This window comes from Rhizobium sp. S163 (assembly GCF_030380805.1).
Classification (GTDB): domain Bacteria; phylum Pseudomonadota; class Alphaproteobacteria; order Rhizobiales; family Rhizobiaceae; genus Rhizobium.
The window spans coordinates 21,101-37,012 of the sequence record NZ_JAUDSA010000006.1 but is presented as its reverse complement, the minus strand read 5'-3'; the positions used below and the strand labels follow the sequence as shown (position 1 = coordinate 37,012).

Sequence of the window (15,912 nt, the reverse complement as noted above, 5' to 3'; positions counted from 1 at the left end):
CATTGATTAAATGCTGTCATAGCTGAAATTCAGCTAACAAACTATCTTTCAATTTGAAAGGCAAATGTGACGCGACAAACCCTCGCAAAAGCGCGAGAGCCCTCTCTGGCTCCCCTCCGCTCATCATCCTTTTTTGAATAATGCGCCCGCGCGCGCATCCCGACAGGTGGCGGCTACGCGACCTATCGACCCGGCGCGCGCGGACGCCATATCTCCGGGGTCTGCACGCAGATCCTGTCAATTCGTTCCTGAATTTGTAACAGAGAGGTCGTTCGATGACTGAAAAGGCTCACACCGGGATTAGCCGCCGGAAGCTCCTATTGAGCAGCGCGGCGGCGTTCTTCGTCGCGGCGGCGGGCAGCGCGGGGGCAACCATCATTCGTGGCGCGGCTCCCTTCAAACCCTTCGATTACAACCCACCCGAGACACTCGGTCCGGGCGGCTGGTATTTCTTCACGGCCGAAGAAGCGACCGCCGTCGAAGCGATGGTGTCGCGGATCATCCCCGCCGACAACTTGAGCGTTTCCGGCAAGGATGCGGGCTGCGCGGTATTCATCGACCGGCAGCTGGCTGGCTCCTACGGCACGTTTGAGCGGCTCTACATGAAGGGTCCGTTCATGGCGGGAACGCCCGAGCAGGGCGATCAGTCCGAACTCGTGCCGCAGCAGCGCTATCGGATCGGCCTCGCAGCAATCAACGCGCACTGTCGAAGCGCGAATGGGAAGGTCTTTGCCGAGCTCGGCGAGACCGACCAGGACAAGGTCCTTAAGGGCCTCGAGAGCGGCGAGATCAAGCTCGAAGGCATCGATTCCAAAATGTTCTTCGGCCAGCTCCTGTCCAACACCATGGAAGGTTTCTTTGGCGATCCGATCTACGGCGGCAATCGCGACATGGTCTCCTGGCGGATGATCGGTTTCCCCGGCGCCCGCTACGACTACCGCGACTATGTCGAACGTCACAACGAGAAGATCGACCTGCCGCCGCTCAGCATCGCTGGTCGGCCGGAATGGACAGCAAGGAACTAGAACATGGCTCGCAAACTTCCTTCCACAGATGTCGTGGTTATCGGCCTCGGCTGGGCCGGAGCGATTATCGCAAACGAACTCACCGACCAGGGCCTTGAGGTCGTGGCGCTCGAGCGTGGCCCGTGGCGCGATACCGCGGCCGACTTCAATGTCGCGTCGGTCGCCGACGAACTTCGCTACGCACAGCGCCAGGAGCTGATGCTGCGCACCGCGCAAAACACCATCACGGCGCGAAACAACCCCTCGCAGACCGCGCTGCCGATGCGCAACTGGGGATCCTTCCATCCCGGTAACGGCACCGGCGGTGCCGGCAACCACTGGGCAGGCATAACATTCCGCTTCCAGCCCGACGAGTTCCGGCTGAAGAGCCACCTGACGGAGAAATACGGCGCCAACGCCATCCCCGAAGAACTGGTTCTCCAGGACTGGGGCACCGACTGGGACGAGATGGAGCCCTTCTACGACGCCTTCGACAAGATCGCCGGCATCTCCGGAAAAGCCGGCAATCTACGCGGCGAGATCAAGGAAGGCGGCAATCCGTTCGAGGGCCCGCGCTCCAGCGAGTATCCAACCGGACCGATGCGGCAGCCCTATGGCCCGACGCTGTTTGCCAAGGCGGCAAAGGAACTCGGCTACAATCCATTCCCGGTACCATCGGCATTGATCTCCGAGGCCTACACCAATCCGCTCGGTGTCACGATGGGTCCGTGCACCTTCTGCGGCTTCTGCACGAACTACGGCTGCGCCAACTATTCCAAGGCGAGCGCTATCACGACTATCCTTCCGGCCCTCGTGCGCAAGTCTAACTTCACGGCGCGTACCAATTCCGAGGTGCTGAAGATCACGCTCGATGCGACGGGCAAAAGGGCGACGGGCGTCGTCTTCGTGGATTCGTCCGGTGAAGAGTGGGAACAGCCCGCCGATCTGGTGGTCGTCACCGCCTTCACCTTCGAAAACGTTCGTCTGATGCTGCTTTCAGGCGTTGGTACGCCCTACGATCCCAATACAAATGTCGGAACCACCGGCCGTAACTACGCCTACCAGACGGCAAACGGCGTCCAGATGTTTTTCGACGACAAGAACTTCAATCCGTTCATCGGCGGCGGTGCTGTCGGCATGGGGATCGACGAATTCAACAACGACAACTTCGACCACTCGGGGCTCGGCTTCTTCGGCGGCGGCAGCATCCGCATCACGCCGATCGGCGCGGCTCCCATCGGCTACCGTCCAACGCCACCGGGCACGCCGAAATGGGGTTCGGAATGGAAGAAGGCGACGGTCGACAACTATCTTTCGACGGCTGGCGTCGGCTGCGAGGCCTCGAGCTACACAACGCGCAACAACTACCTGTCGCTGGACCCGACCTATACCGACCATCTCGGCCGGCCGCTGCTGCGCATCACCTTCGACTTCCCCGAGAATGACCTGAAGATGGCGGCGTACTGCACGGACAAGGTTGGCGAGATCGCCCAGGCGATGGGCGCCAAGCAGATCGTGAAGAACCCGATGAAGGGACATTGGAACACAGGGCCTTACCAGTCTTCGCACGTCGTCGGCGGCTTTGTCATGGGGGCCGACCCGAAGACCAGTTCGGTCAACAAGTACCTGCAGACTTGGGATGTCCCGAACCTCTTTGTCGTCGGTGCATCCGCATTCCCGCAAAACCCCGGCTACAACCCGACGGGCACGGTCGGCGCGCTCGCCTTCAAGGCAGCCGATGCAATCCGCAACCAGTATCTGAAAAACCCTGGCCCCCTGGTGCAAGCATGAGAAAAGCTCTTCTGATTGCAGCGAGTGCTCTGACACTTGCCGCCCAATCCGCAGGGGCTCAGTCACCCCGCGAAGATTCCTTCGAGCAGATCCAGAAGGGCCGCTACCTCGCGACGCTCGGGGACTGTTCCGCCTGTCACACCGCTCCCGGAGGCAAGCCATTTGCCGGGGGCGTGACGCTGAAGACCCCGTTTGGGGATCTTGTCGGTGCCAACATCACACCCGACCTCGAAACGGGCATCGGACGGATGACGCCCGAGGAATTCCAGAAGGTAATGTCCGAGGGCGAGGGCAGGGGTGGCTACCATCTTTACGGCGCGATGCCATTCACGGCCTATACCAAGGTCACAAACGAAGACAACGCTGCGATCTACGCCTATCTTCAGAGCCTCGAACCCGTCCACAACAAGGTCGAGACCAACCTCCTGCCGTTTCCGTTCAACGTTCGCGCGAGCCTTTCGGTATGGAACGCGATGAACTTCGACAAGGGCGTCTACAAGCCGGACGCGTCCAAGTCCGAGGAATGGAACCGCGGCGCTTACATCGTCCAGGGTCTGGCGCATTGCGGGACCTGCCACACGCCGAAGAATATGCTTGGCGGTGACAAGAGCGGTGAGTTCCTGAAGGGCGGCGTTCTCGACAACTGGTATGCGCCGGATATCACTGCGGATGCCCATAGGGGTATCGGCTCGTGGTCAGTAGACGACATCGTCGCTTATCTTAAGACCGGTGCCAATCGCTTCGACATCGCATCCGGACCGATGGCCGAGGAAGTCGAGAAGTCGAGCCAGCATTGGACCGATGCCGACCTGAAGGCCGTAGCAAACTACCTGAAAGACACCGATGCGAAAGCCGCGGCGGTTCCGCAGCCCATTACCGCTACAGACGGACGGATGGTCGCGGGCGCCGCGATCTATGCCGACCGTTGCTCCGCATGCCACACGCCGAATGGAGCGGGCATACCCAAGCTGTTCCCGCAGCTTGCCAAGGCGCCGCTCGTGAACGGCGACGACGCAACCAACCTCATTCGTGTCGTGTTGGCCGGCAGCCAGTCGGGCGGTACGCATGTGGCTCCGACAGGGCCATCCATGCCATCCTTCGCGTGGAACCTGTCCGACAAGGATATCGCCAACGTCGTGACCTACGTCCGAAACGACTGGGGTAACGCTGCGCCGGCGGTATCGGCGGGCGAAGTCGCCAAGCTGCGCGAGAGCCTGCAGCAATAAAACTGATGGGGGTCGACATTGATATGCCGCCCCCAACTTCCCGACGGCATGCACGTCTTCTGACTTATTGAGAATTGGGTAAGGTTCTGGCGCTAGGCTGGTTAGCGTTAACGAAGCCTTACTCGGTAGAAGATGATTCGAAGCATCCTCATTATTGTGATGATCATGCTGACCACGATCGGCAGTGCGCAGCTGTGCCTTGCTAACACGTCCTTCGTAGCCCCCTGCCAAACCGAAGTCCTCACCGAGGGCGACGCCCTGTCCGGCGCTGACAACCGCGACATCAGCCATGCCAATGACGCCGAACACTGGACAAGGCGGTTACCTGTTGAAGGCTGGCCCGATGCCTGGGAGCTAGCCGACGTGAGCTACTATCCCAATCTCCCGATCCAACTGGAAGGCCGGGCGCTCGATCCCATCTATCGGCCGCCAATCGGCGGCGGCACGCTTTCTCATCCCAATCCAATAGCCAGAGCAGCCTGACGATCTCCTGTTGATTGAGGGCTGCTCGAGAGAGAGCCCTGATGTTGTTGATCGCTGACGCACCCAAGAGCCTGCCTGCATCGCCGCGATATGCCCGGATACCGGGAGCGCGCGCACGATGAGCCTCGTATCGAAAATTATCCTCGCGAAACGTCGCGGCCATCTCAACGTCTCGACACAAAACGGGAGAAGCCGAAAGAAGGTCGATCTCTACAGGCAGGGCAAGACGCGCGTTCTTCTGGTTGCGCTGGCACTCGTCATGGGATTTGGGGCGAGTGCCGTACGGCTTGTCGAATATGGGGTTCGTGATCCCGAGGCCACATCCGGTATCCTGCCGTCCGACAAGCTAATGGCATCGCGGCCAGACATTCTCGACCGGCACGGGCAATTGCTTGCCACCGACGTTCGGACCGTCTCGATGTTTGCCGAGCCCAACAAGATCGTCGATGTTGATGATGCGGTGGAAAAGCTCGCCACCATCTTTCCGGATCTCGATCGCAAGGGAACCTACGCAAAGCTCTCTGTCAAATCATCACGATTTGCATGGCTTCGCCGGCAGATCACCCCTCGCCAGCAGAGTCAGATCCTTGAATTGGGGATACCAGGTGTCGGCTTCCGGCCGGAAAAGAAGCGGTTTTATCCAGGTGGAAACACGGCCGCGCATGTGCTTGGCTATGTCGATATCGACAATCGTGGCGTTGCCGGGATGGAACGCTACCTCGATCAGCAGGGGCTCCTTGATCTTCGAGCCGCCGGTCTGACAAGCGACATGCCGCTCGAGCCGGTCAAGCTATCCATCGATCTGCGCGTGCAAAACATCGTGCGAGAAGTTGCCGCAGAAGCCATGGTCAAATATCGGGCGGAAGCCGCAGGCGCCGTGATCGTCGACGTGGAGACCGGAGAGGTTCTGGCGATGGCATCGGTGCCCGATTTCGATCCCAACCAGCCGTCGCGCACACTTGCCAACGGCAAGGTTGACAAAGAATACGAAAAGGGCTGGTTCAACCGCATCAGCAACGCGACGTTCGAGATGGGGTCGACCTTCAAGAGCTTTACGCTGGCGATGGGGCTGGACGAGGGAAAGATCAACCTCAATTCCGTCGTCGACGCCACCCGGCCAATCCGCATGGGCGGTTTTATAATTCGGGATTTCAAAGGCAAGAACCGCGTGCTCACCATTCCCGAGGTGTTCCAGTATTCATCGAACATTGGTACGGCTGCCGTCGCCGACATGGTCGGCATCGACCGGCACCGGGAATTTCTGACCAAGCTGGGGCTGCTTTCCAAGATGGAGACGGAAATGCCGGGCGTGGCGACGCCGACCCAGCCGCGAACATGGAAAAAGATCAACTCGGTGACGATTTCCTTCGGTCACGGCGTCGCGACGACGCCTTTGCAAACGGCCGTTGCGGCAGCCTCGTTGATCAACGGCGGCAAGCTCGTCCCGCCGACCTTCCTTCCGCGCAGCCCTGAGCAGGCAGGCGATATCGCCAAGCTTGTTCTCAGCGACAAGACAAGCCAGGACATGCGCTATCTCTATGCCTGGAACGGTATCAAGGGATCGGGCCGCAGCGCCCAGGTCGAAGGCTTCAATATTGGAGGCAAGACAGGAACAGCCGATAAGGTCGTCGATGGTCGATATGCGAGCGACAAGAACTTCAATGCCTTCGTTGCGGCCTTTCCGATGGACCGCCCCAAATACATCGTGCTGACCATCATCGACGCGCCGGAGACGGGAGAACATGGCGGCCGCACGGCGGCATCGACGGCAGCCCCGATGATCAAATCGATTATTGGCCGCGCAGCGCCACTGCTTGGGGTCGCACCACGCTTCGGTAGCCCCGATGCTCAGTATCTACTCGCGGACTACTGACCACAACCAAATGCCTGCGATGAGCCCCGAAACGACAGGCGTTCCCGGGGACGACGAGGGTTCAATCACAGTGCTGGACGCCCGCTGCGCCTTTCAGCGCGGTAGCAGGTGACACTCGACTTTTTCGCAATGCTTAGAGCTGGTGCAACGCGCAGAGCTGGAGTTGGGTGATCCACGTGGTTTCGCCGCGATCAGGATTGCGACCTCTTTTGCGGTGATCCCTCAGTCAACGAGTTGAGTGCGGACAATTGTGTTCGCGCTCAGACCAATACTGGTCCGTAGGCTGCCTCGAGCTTCGCTTGCACTCTTTGCGCACTTTCGGCAAGCGTGAACTCCTTGCCGCCGACCAGAATGAGCAAGGTGGTTTGCGCGGAAACCTCCACAAATGCGGCAACCTGGTTTGGGTTGACGCGAAGCGACCGAGGCGTTCCGTTGTCGTCTGTGGCGAAGTCGACAAACATTCACAAAAATCCCAGCTGAACTGCAGCACAGAACATCGTCGAGATAACGATGATCGCACTTGCGACTATCCATGTATGTAAATCGCTCTCATGAATACGGACATCGACCTTGCTGTTTTCTTGGTGGCTGCTCGCCATCAATCTCTCCATATTGAGTGCCTCTCAACCTTGAAAACAATTGTTAGTTCCGATTGGAGTGATTTTCCAAAATCGACGACACGCATTTGCATCTGTGGAGGTGGCGGTATTTACTTAAGGCTGCTCTTAATTCGCTAAAGCTCTTCTCAAAAAGAAGCCCCGCACATGGCGGAGCAAATAGGGGAAGTGTGGCTACGAGGGACATTTCGCAGCCGTCATATTAATCCACATGGCGTCGATTTGTTCCGAGTGGGAATAGCTTTCCGGTCGTTGCCGTTCAAACCCTTGGTTTGGCTCGGAACGAATCACTTCGTCGACAGTTGAGTCGGGTCAGCAGTCATCGAGGTAGAGCGTTATGAATGCCATGCATGAACCAATTCCAATTGCTCCACTCCACGTGGATATAGGGGGCGCTGGCAGATACATTGGAGCGAACAACGTCGAGAGGATGGCGGCCCTTTTGATCAGCGTCGAGTGGCCGGACAAGAAGCTTCCTGCTTTTCATCGGGCGCTCGTCACCTCGCTCGAGGCGCTAGACAACTCCGTCTCCCCAGAGCGGGCTCGCGCCGCATTCGTCGATGCGGCCCACGCCGCCGGCATGCACATTATTCCAGATGATATGACCGAGATCAAAAAGGCGAGCTGACCGGCGTTCTACGCGCCCGGCTCTTATGTCAGATCGACCGTCTCCATCGCTACGTCAGGCGGCCGCGGCTCGAAATTATCCCTCGTGAAGTCATTGAGCGATATGACGAAGAATGCGCCTATTCCGCGGCCTTTTGCCGGCGAAAGCTCCTGTGGTCGATAGGTTCTAGAGGGACGAAAGAACCCCTCCGGCTTCGGCAAAGAACATTTATGGGGGCCGCGGCAGCCATCCATACTGCAAACGGCCATTTGATTGTGTCTCCCAAGGGAGGTTGTGGAGGGCCAACCAGCGTTGAGGGACCTTCAAGCCCTCCACCTGCGGCGCAAGCATGGAGGCCAGCTCGGCATGCAAGAAACCTGCTCGGCCTCAATATGTTCCACATCGTATCGGGAGAAGAGCGGCGAAGGGTTGCTGCACCACGGACCCCTTCGCCTTTTCTCGCCACGCCCAGCACCCTATCCTTTACGGAGATAACGATGAAACCTCTCTCGACACGGAGGGTTCGTTTTTTAAGAGTGCATCGTTGTTTGTGGTGTCGCCGTGGCCATGTCTCGCCATTGATCGGTTCCTCCGCAAGAAAAACGCCTCGCGCCTAGTCGCGGTTCCGCGCGCATCTCGTGTCATCTTCTCACCGCCGGTGCGCCGTGCAGCTCTTGCAGTCAAATGACGGTTTGCAGTCCAAGCTCGACGACCCGCCCCGTTGGAAGGCCAAAATAATCCGTAGCGTTGCCAGCGTTTTGCGCAAGCACAATGAATAGGCGATCCTGCCAGAAGGGCATCCCGCCTTTCTTGGAGGGTAGGATCGTGCGACGCGACAGGAAAAACGACGTCGACATGATGTCGAACTTAAGCCCGAGCCTGCGCACGAGCACCAGGGCTCGCGGAATGTTGGGCGTCTCCATGTATCCGAAGGTGATCACCAGTCGGCTGAAGAGCGGACTGAAGCTTTCGAGGAAGATCTTCTCGTCGTCCGGCACAAACGGCTCCGTTGCGGTGATCACGCTCAGTATGACGTTGTGTTCGTGCAGGACCTTATAATGCTTGAGGCTGTGCAGCAGCGCAGTGGGTGCGCCTTCGACGTCGCTGGTCAAAAAGATGGCCGTTCCCGGCACCGTCGTCGGTGGCTTTGTCGTGAGTCTCTGTATGATCCCTTCGAGGGGAACTTCATCAGCGCGTGTTCGCGCAGCAAGAAGCCGTCGCCCCGCCATCCACGTCTGCATGATAAGGCCCATGGTGCATGCAACGGTAACGGGAACCCATCCTCCCTCGGGAAACTTGGCGATGTTTGCCACGAAGAACGCTGCGTCGATCAAGAAAAGCGGAGCAATTACCGCTGCGGTGCTCAACATCGTCCATCGCCAGATGTGTCTCATAACTACGAACAAGAGGACGCTGGTGATCAGCATCTCGCCGGTAACGGCAATCCCATAAGCGGCCGACAACCCACTCGAGTTCCTGAAATACAAGACGAGTGCGATGACAAATATGAAAAGGAACGCGTTTACCTGTGGCATGAAAATCTGCCCCTGATGCGTCTGCGAGGTATGCAAGATCTGCAGGCGTGGCAGAAGGTTGAGGTGCATGGCCTGACGAACAAGCGAGTATGCGCCCGAAATCACTGCCTGGCTCGCGATCACGGTTGCCGCTGTTGCCAGGCACACGATCGGCACACGCGCCCACTCTGGGTGCATGCCGAAGAAGGGGTGGTCGGTCATGCCGGGATTGGCAAGGACGAAGGCACCTTGTCCGAAGTAGTTGAGAAGTAGGCAAGGAAAGACAAGCGAAAACCAGGCGATTACGATCGGCCGCCTACCGAAGTGCCCAAGGTCGACGTAAAGCGCTTCAGCTCCGGTCACGGCGAGAAAAACCGCGCCGAGGACGGCGATGGCGTGCCCCACATTGTTTGAAGCATAAAGAACGCCATGGAGCGGGTTGATTGCATTGAATATCTCGAGGTCGTCCATGATATGGATTGCGCCGCTTATTCCCAGAACCAGGAACCAGATAGCCATGACCGGCCCGAAAACTGCAGCAACGCCGCCCGTGCCGAAGCGCTGAATGAAGAAAAGCACGGCGATGATTGTGACGGTGATCGGAACGATCCATGCCGATAGACCTGGAGCCACCACCTGGATCCCTTCGACAGCCGACAAGACCGAGATTGCGGGCGTTATGATCGCGTCGCCCAAAAACAGCGATGCCCCTGCAACACCCAGAACGAGGATCCATGCGGGTTTTTCGGAAAAACTCTGTCGCGCAAGTGTCATCAGGGAAAGTGTTCCGCCTTCTCCCCGGTTGTCGGCCTTGAGTACGAACGTCACGTATTTCACCGTGACGACGATGGTCAGTGCCCATACGATGAGGGAAAGAATGCCGAGAACATTTTCCCGATGCGTTCCCGACCCGGCTGTGGCGTGCAATGCCTCTCGAAATGCATAGAGCGGGCTCGTGCCGATGTCGCCGTAGACAACACCAAGTGCCGCAAGCACCAGTGAAGGCATACCGCTGCGGGTTTCAGATGCGAGTTCTGGGTCTTCGGAGCGGAGTTGAGGATAGGTCACCGGACGGTCCTGATGGGAGCTGCTTTGTTTCAGGGTTGTAGCTGATGATATCGCTGAACGCCGGAATGTTCGATTGGTTCGATTGGGTGAACCACAGTATTTGCCTGTGCCAGGGCGCTGGATAAAAAGTCGTTGGCGGCGAGGTTTCTGCTACTCAAGCCACTCAAGCGCGATGTCTGGTTCTATCTGGCTCTCTGGTGAAGAAGCCGGGTTTTTCCGCAGGGTTGACCCACCAATTGCCGTGAACAAGTCGCGATCGGCGTCCTTCGTCTGTCCCGCCCCACAATGGACCGCGGCTGATCTTTTTGTGCTGTTGGGCATGTCGCTTGCTTTTTGTTGTCCATTCTTGACTCGTCGCACGAATGAACTGACAACAATAGTGGCTAACTGACCCAGCCTCACAACCGGGGCGCCTTCATCGGAATCGACAAAATATCATGTTCGAACTTCAGCAGATCATTGGCGGCAAGCTCGTGTCGGCAAAATCGGGTCGTACATATGATCGTATCGATCCCTATACGGGCAAGGTTGCTAGCCGGGCGCCAGCCTCTGGAACAGATGATGTGAGAGCTGCTGTTTCGGCGGCTGCCATGGCATTTCCGGCTTGGTCCCAAACTGGTCCCAGCGAGCGTCGGACGTTATTGATGAAGGCAGCCGACGTTTTGTCGTCAAAAGCCGATGAATTCGCACGTCTCATGGTCGAAGAGACCGGAGGTACAGCACCCTGGGCGAGCTTCAACACGATGCTCGCTGCAGGGATCTTGCGTGAGGCGGCAAGCATGACCACCCAGATCCAGGGTGAGATCATCCCTTCGGACAAACCTGGTACCCTTTCAATGGGCGTGAGGCAGGCGGCGGGCGTCTGCCTTGGAATCGCACCTTGGAATGCACCGGTCATTCTCGGCACGAGGGCGGTCGCAATGGCGCTTGCCTGCGGCAATACGGTGATCTTGAAGGCGTCGGAAGCCTGCCCGGGGATCCATCTCCTCATCGGTCGATCACTCGTAGAGGCTGGGCTTCCCGATGGCGTGGTAAACGTCATTACGAATGCGCCAGAAGACGCTGCGCAAATTGTCGAAGCCTTGATAGCAGCGCCAGAGGTGCGCCGCGTGAACTTCACCGGATCGACCAAGGTCGGTCGCGTAATCGGTGAGCTTTGCGGGCGCCATATTAAGCCAGCTCTCCTCGAACTGGGAGGAAAGGCGCCATTTATCGTGCTGGACGACGCAGACATCGACGCTGCCGTCAACGGTGCAATTTTCGGTGCCTTCGCGAACATGGGCCAGATCTGCATGTCGACCGAACGGATCATCGTCGACGAGAAGGTCGCAGACGAATTCGTTGAGAAGCTGGCGGCGCGTGCGGCGAGGCTTCCCGCAGGTGACCCGCGAGGTCATGTCGTTCTCGGTTCACTCGTCACCCCGCAGGTCGCGATAAAGATGGAGGATTTTATCGCGGATGGTGTTGCCAAAGGCGCCACGCTGGTCGCAGGCGGGAAGCGAGAGGGCTCCGTCGTAAATGCAACGCTGCTCGATCATGTGAAACCTGGCATGCGGGCATATGACGAGGAATCGTTCGGCCCTGTGAAGCCCATCATTCGGGTAAAGGGCCAAGCCGAGGCGATCGAGATCGCCAATCAGTCGGAATATGGTCTGGCTTCATCGGTTTATAGCCGCGATGTCCAGCGCGCTATGGCGGTCGCCGCCCAGGTCCAAGCAGGCATTTGCCATATCAACGGTCCGACGGTTCATGATGAGGCTCAAATGCCGTTCGGAGGCATGAAAAACTCCGGTTACGGTCGGTTTGGCGGCAAGGCTGCCATCAACGAATTCACGGATCTTCGGTGGATCACGATTGAGGATCCACACCAGCACTATCCGTTCTAGTTCGCGGGACGAGCTTGGTCGGTTTCGAGCGCGCACTCGTCTTCAAACGCATTTCCTGTAACAGTGGAACATACCTCAATAGCTTGAGAAGCTTGCAACCGGCGCTTCTTGCGCCGTCGCGAATGCCAATATAGCGGCTACAGTCGACCTCGCGTCCATCATGGACTACCGCAGCACGCGAGGGTGCCTATCGCCCACGTATCGAAAACGCTTCGGACAGCCACGAAATCTAGCCCGAGCGTCTGGTCGCGGTCTGACATAGGCATCTTCGGGAAATCAAAGCCCGCCATGAACGTCATGGCCATGGCGGGCAGTTGCTGGACCGGCGCTCATGCCAACGCCACGTTAACGAGAAGCCGATCCAGCGCCAGCAATGTTACAGATCTTAATTCCTCAGACGCTGTACACCTTTTGGACAAGGCCCACTTATGTTCCGTTGGTGTTCGTGTCCTGTCTGTAACACCGCAGTTATTCCGGGGCTTTCTGTGGACGACGTGACCATAGCGGTTTTCGATGATGTTCGCAGGAAAAACACTCTTCGGCAGACACCAAAACGACAACCCCGCCCATGATCCGGACGAACAGCGATCGCCGCGATGCTGGCTCCAGACAGTCTCGTTTGGTTCTGCGACGGGACGGGTTGCGCGCTCTCAAGGCGCCATATCGTGTTGTCCGTTAGCGGAAAATTACCCGCCGCAGTCTTTCAAATAGCCCTGCGGGTGGTGGTGACAGGATAGCGCGGACTTCTCGCGCGGCTGACGCAGCGGGTACACTCGCGCCAAAATGGCAGTAACAGATGATTTCGTGTAGTTGAGCGTCTTCCAAACCGAAGGACCGCTTTGCCTCGCCATAGGTGTCGCCTTCGAGACCTTCTGAGCGAAGCAGAGGATCGTTGAATGCTACCGATAAAGGCGAGTTGTCCGCTCGCATGGTGTCGCGCGAATTTGCTGACTGAAACTCTGTCTGATGCAGCGTCGAGAGACGCCAATGGGGATTGCGTTCCAGCAGTTCGGCCCAGCGCTCGAGACGTTCGCTCGCAGACATTGAACTGATCGCACGGGTCTCGATGCCAGCTACGGCCCGCAATTCATCGAGTGTAAGGTGTTTCATCTTTGGCTCCGTTCAGACTTTGACTATGTCCATTCCGCGCCATCCCCTGACGATATTCCGCTTGAGCGGCGGGGAAGTCCAATCACGATCTGTCCATGCACGCAAAGTGTCGCGCCTCTATGGTGGCGCGCCGGGACGACGGCTAGCGCGAGCGTATGGATGAGACAGGTTATTACGAACGCGGAAGCCTAAGCAGCGGGTCGCGGCGAGAAACTGGACCTCATCGCGCAGCACCTCGGTATTTGCCGTGCCGCCAACGCTTGGCCTAGCGTATAATAGTGGCTAGCTAGGCAGCGTACGCTTTCGGAGAAGGAGGTAATCGTAGCATCGCGGACTTCGGGTGGGACCTAAGTCTGACCCGTGGAACTTAACGGATCACGGCACACTTATTTGGAAATTGACCCGTGGCTTTTCTGAGTGAAGCCGGAAGGAGCGTCGCCATGAAATTCGGTTCCGATAGTTTCAGTCACGAAGACTGCTGTTCACAAGGTCACAGTTCGGCCTCGACGATTGCCACCATCCAGGCGGCACTTGCGGCGGATGCCACGTTTGACAGCAGTGCGATCACCATCGCCATGCTAGGACCCGTCGCAGTTCTCGAAGGCTACATTTCTGACGCTCAAGATCGCAATAAGGCGATCTCAATCGCCGCAATGATCGTGGGTTTTGAGAACGTCCACGACCGGATGTTGAGCCGTGTGACGTCATAGTAGATCAATGATTTTAGACGGATGAGACTGCGATCTGCCTCAGACCCAGGTCTTGGGTTCGAAACGAGTGCATAGAGGTTTGGCCTCCTAGCGCAATGGTCAGCTCAAACGGGCCAGCGTCGTGCGCACTACAGGTCCTCGTCCCTAAGAATTTGCAATTGGTCCGACCGCAAGACTATCTAAATCTTGTCGAGCTGGCTGGCTGGATCGAATTGCCCTGCAAGGGTAACCCCCAAAGAGATCGGGTCAGTCAGCTTTTTCGATTTTCTCCTCGTCCAATCGATCAGCCAAAATCGTGCCGAAGATAACGGAATATCTTGCGTAGATATATAAGGTTTGCTTAATGTATCTTCAGGTTCGGTGCGGAGCCCACAAACCAAAATATGATCATCGCCTCAACGGCTTTTAATCTGCTGGCGCTCCGCCGTTTGTAGGAGGTAGACGATATGCTGCAATCACTGATGAGCCTGTCCGACGAGGACGTTTCGATAGTCATCGCTGCCATTCACAAATATTGCGGAGACCATGGCTATGACCTTCATAGTCCACAAGGCAGGCGGACCATCACGACTGCACTCGAGCTGATTGAGCACAAACGCAGCACCAAAAATCTTTTGAACGATCTTGATCGACGGCTGCACTCTTAGTTTCAGGACGGAGCCGGGTGCTGGCGCAGAAAAGACCGAATGGCGGCCATTCATATGGCCGACTGCAGCGGCGCGGAGCGTTCTAAGTGGCACTTGCGAGCATCAAGCAGAAGCTCTTCGCCGTGGTATCCAGCGAATTCGTTGCCGCCGCCCCTAGATCCCAACTGGCTCGCTTGCCGTGTAGGGAAGGCGGCTTACGGGTGAGCAGTTTCGCAGCTGCCGCGGGGCGATCGTGCGACTAAACACACCAAGTATCCTTTCATGACAAGGTGGCGCCAGAATCTGCATCCGATTTCTGCTGCCCAGCCGCCTAGCTCCATTGAGCGCGGCGCCCCCCCGGCTCGATAAAATCGCTACATTATGCTGATTGCAACCAAAGGATTTTTTCTTTGCTTGTGGCGGAAGCGTTCCCCAGTGAGTTTTCTAACTTGTAATAGTTTTGTTCTAGCCACGGCGACATCTTACGTTTAAGTAAGCTGTAATTTAGTTGGTCTTGGTTCGATAACATGAACGATAAAACAGCGTTTGCCGCCCAGGCAGAACTCCTCGCTCTTCTTGCAAACGAGAAGAGGCTGCTCATTGCCACGCATATTTTAAACCGCGAGCTTAGCGTCAACGAGCTGGCGGAAAAGGTTTCGCTTTCGCAGTCAGCACTTTCCCAACACCTTGCGAAATTCCGCGCTGCCAAAGCTGTTACGACGCGCCGTGATGCCCAAACAGTTTACTATTCAACCGCGCACGAAGGTATTCAGAAGGTTCTGGAAGTCCTCGAGGAGTTGTTTGAGCCGAGCGCGGCTATTCGGATCAGAAAATCATTGTAAGGTCTGGATGTCGGGAACCTTGCTTGTTTCAGCAACTTGTGATGTATGGCGCCAGCACGATTGAAAGAAAAGGCTGGGAGACCAAAGGGTGTCAGATGCGAAAGCCTTATTCGTCACACGGATCTTCGGGGACCGGATGCCTGACACAGGCCTTTTTACCTGGGACATGAACGCGGATCTTGTCTATGCCGATAGCGCTCTCGCTTCGCTTTTTGGCCTCGATGCAGCCGAAACTGAAAGAGGTTTGCCAGTACAAGCCTATCTCGATCGGGTGCATCCTGATGACGTCGCCGGACTAGCCAAGCAAATAAGTGATGCCATTATTGCACAACATCCGACCGTTCAGCATTATCGGTCAATGAATGCGGACGGGTCTTACGTTTGTGTTTCTGCCTTTGGCAGATGCTTTCGCGACCGCCACGACAATCCCGTATATTACGCAGGTATTGTCGTACTCGCAGAGGCGACTGAAACCCCCTCACATCATTGAGCGGCTATTCGATGGTCTCTGAGGCAGCTTCGAAGATCAGCAGCCTATTTTGACGGGCACGATCG

General features: G+C 57.3%; 15 protein-coding genes. 11 read left to right on the top strand and 4 right to left on the bottom strand.

Translation table 11 applies throughout. The features are described from left to right. Positions 1–320 precede the first annotated feature (320 nt). From QTL96_RS07935 to QTL96_RS07915, 5 genes are all read left to right on the top strand, one after another. Positions 321–1,025 carry a gluconate 2-dehydrogenase subunit 3 family protein gene (locus QTL96_RS07935; protein ID WP_289727325.1) on the top strand — a complete coding sequence of 235 codons (705 nt, stop codon included), beginning with the start codon at positions 321–323 and terminating at the stop codon, positions 1,023–1,025. Between the two features lie 3 nt (positions 1,026–1,028). Beyond that, positions 1,029–2,795 carry a GMC family oxidoreductase gene (locus tag QTL96_RS07930; RefSeq protein WP_289727324.1) on the top strand — a complete coding sequence of 589 codons (1,767 nt, stop codon included), beginning with the start codon at positions 1,029–1,031 and terminating at the stop codon, positions 2,793–2,795. Continuing rightward, on the top strand, positions 2,792–4,021 hold the full coding sequence (locus tag QTL96_RS07925; protein WP_289727323.1) for a cytochrome c: 1,230 nt from the start codon (positions 2,792–2,794) through the stop codon (positions 4,019–4,021). Before QTL96_RS07930 ends, QTL96_RS07925 begins: the two co-directional genes overlap by 4 nt. Positions 4,022–4,153: 132 nt before the next feature. Continuing rightward, positions 4,154–4,504, top strand: a complete 351-nt coding sequence (locus QTL96_RS07920; protein WP_289727322.1) for a hypothetical protein — start codon at positions 4,154–4,156, stop codon at positions 4,502–4,504. Positions 4,505–4,622: 118 nt separating this feature from the next. After that, positions 4,623–6,377: a penicillin-binding protein 2 gene (locus QTL96_RS07915; RefSeq protein ID WP_289727321.1), complete on the top strand. Its 1,755-nt coding sequence runs from the start codon at positions 4,623–4,625 to the stop codon at positions 6,375–6,377. Between the two features lie 260 nt (positions 6,378–6,637). On the opposite strand, the gene QTL96_RS07910 is transcribed toward QTL96_RS07915, so the two are convergent. Both QTL96_RS07910 and QTL96_RS07905 read right to left on the bottom strand, forming a co-directional pair. Then, a complete protein-coding gene (locus QTL96_RS07910) occupies positions 6,638–6,838 on the bottom strand; it encodes a hypothetical protein (RefSeq protein WP_113197989.1) in 201 nt (66 codons plus the stop codon). Then, positions 6,839–6,976, bottom strand: a complete 138-nt coding sequence (locus tag QTL96_RS07905) for a hypothetical protein (RefSeq protein WP_289727320.1) — start codon at positions 6,974–6,976, stop codon at positions 6,839–6,841. 355 nt (positions 6,977–7,331) lie between these two features. Between QTL96_RS07905 and QTL96_RS07900 the strand changes: the two genes are divergently transcribed. Continuing rightward, the gene (locus QTL96_RS07900; protein WP_354669120.1) at positions 7,332–7,622 is read left to right on the top strand and encodes a DUF982 domain-containing protein; all 291 of its coding nucleotides are present in this window, start codon (positions 7,332–7,334) and stop codon (positions 7,620–7,622) included. Between the two features lie 659 nt (positions 7,623–8,281). Here QTL96_RS07900 and QTL96_RS07895 read toward each other — a convergent pair. Further along, positions 8,282–10,183, bottom strand: a complete 1,902-nt coding sequence (locus QTL96_RS07895; protein WP_289727319.1) for a potassium transporter Kup — start codon at positions 10,181–10,183, stop codon at positions 8,282–8,284. 437 nt (positions 10,184–10,620) lie between these two features. Between QTL96_RS07895 and QTL96_RS07890 the strand changes: the two genes are divergently transcribed. Further along, positions 10,621–12,069, top strand: a complete 1,449-nt coding sequence (locus tag QTL96_RS07890; RefSeq protein WP_289727318.1) for an aldehyde dehydrogenase — start codon at positions 10,621–10,623, stop codon at positions 12,067–12,069. 675 nt (positions 12,070–12,744) lie between these two features. Here the strand turns inward: QTL96_RS07890 and QTL96_RS07885 are convergent. After that, on the bottom strand, positions 12,745–13,179 hold the full coding sequence (locus QTL96_RS07885; RefSeq protein ID WP_289727317.1) for a hypothetical protein: 435 nt from the start codon (positions 13,177–13,179) through the stop codon (positions 12,745–12,747). A gap of 440 nt (positions 13,180–13,619) precedes the next feature. Between QTL96_RS07885 and QTL96_RS07880 the strand changes: the two genes are divergently transcribed. The 4 genes from QTL96_RS07880 to QTL96_RS07865 all read left to right on the top strand — a co-directional run bounded on the left by QTL96_RS07880 (position 13,620) and on the right by QTL96_RS07865 (position 15,847). Then, positions 13,620–13,889: a BON domain-containing protein gene (locus tag QTL96_RS07880; RefSeq protein ID WP_289727316.1), complete on the top strand. Its 270-nt coding sequence runs from the start codon at positions 13,620–13,622 to the stop codon at positions 13,887–13,889. 446 nt (positions 13,890–14,335) lie between these two features. Continuing rightward, entirely contained in the window at positions 14,336–14,536 is a 201-nt protein-coding gene (locus QTL96_RS07875) for a hypothetical protein (protein ID WP_289727315.1), read from the top strand. Between the two features lie 506 nt (positions 14,537–15,042). After that, positions 15,043–15,357, top strand: coding sequence for a metalloregulator ArsR/SmtB family transcription factor (locus QTL96_RS07870; RefSeq protein ID WP_113197998.1), 315 nt, complete (start codon positions 15,043–15,045; stop codon positions 15,355–15,357). Positions 15,358–15,493: 136 nt separating this feature from the next. Beyond that, a complete protein-coding gene (locus tag QTL96_RS07865) occupies positions 15,494–15,847 on the top strand; it encodes a PAS domain-containing protein (protein ID WP_289727314.1) in 354 nt (117 codons plus the stop codon). The last annotated feature ends 65 nt before the right edge of the window (positions 15,848–15,912 follow it).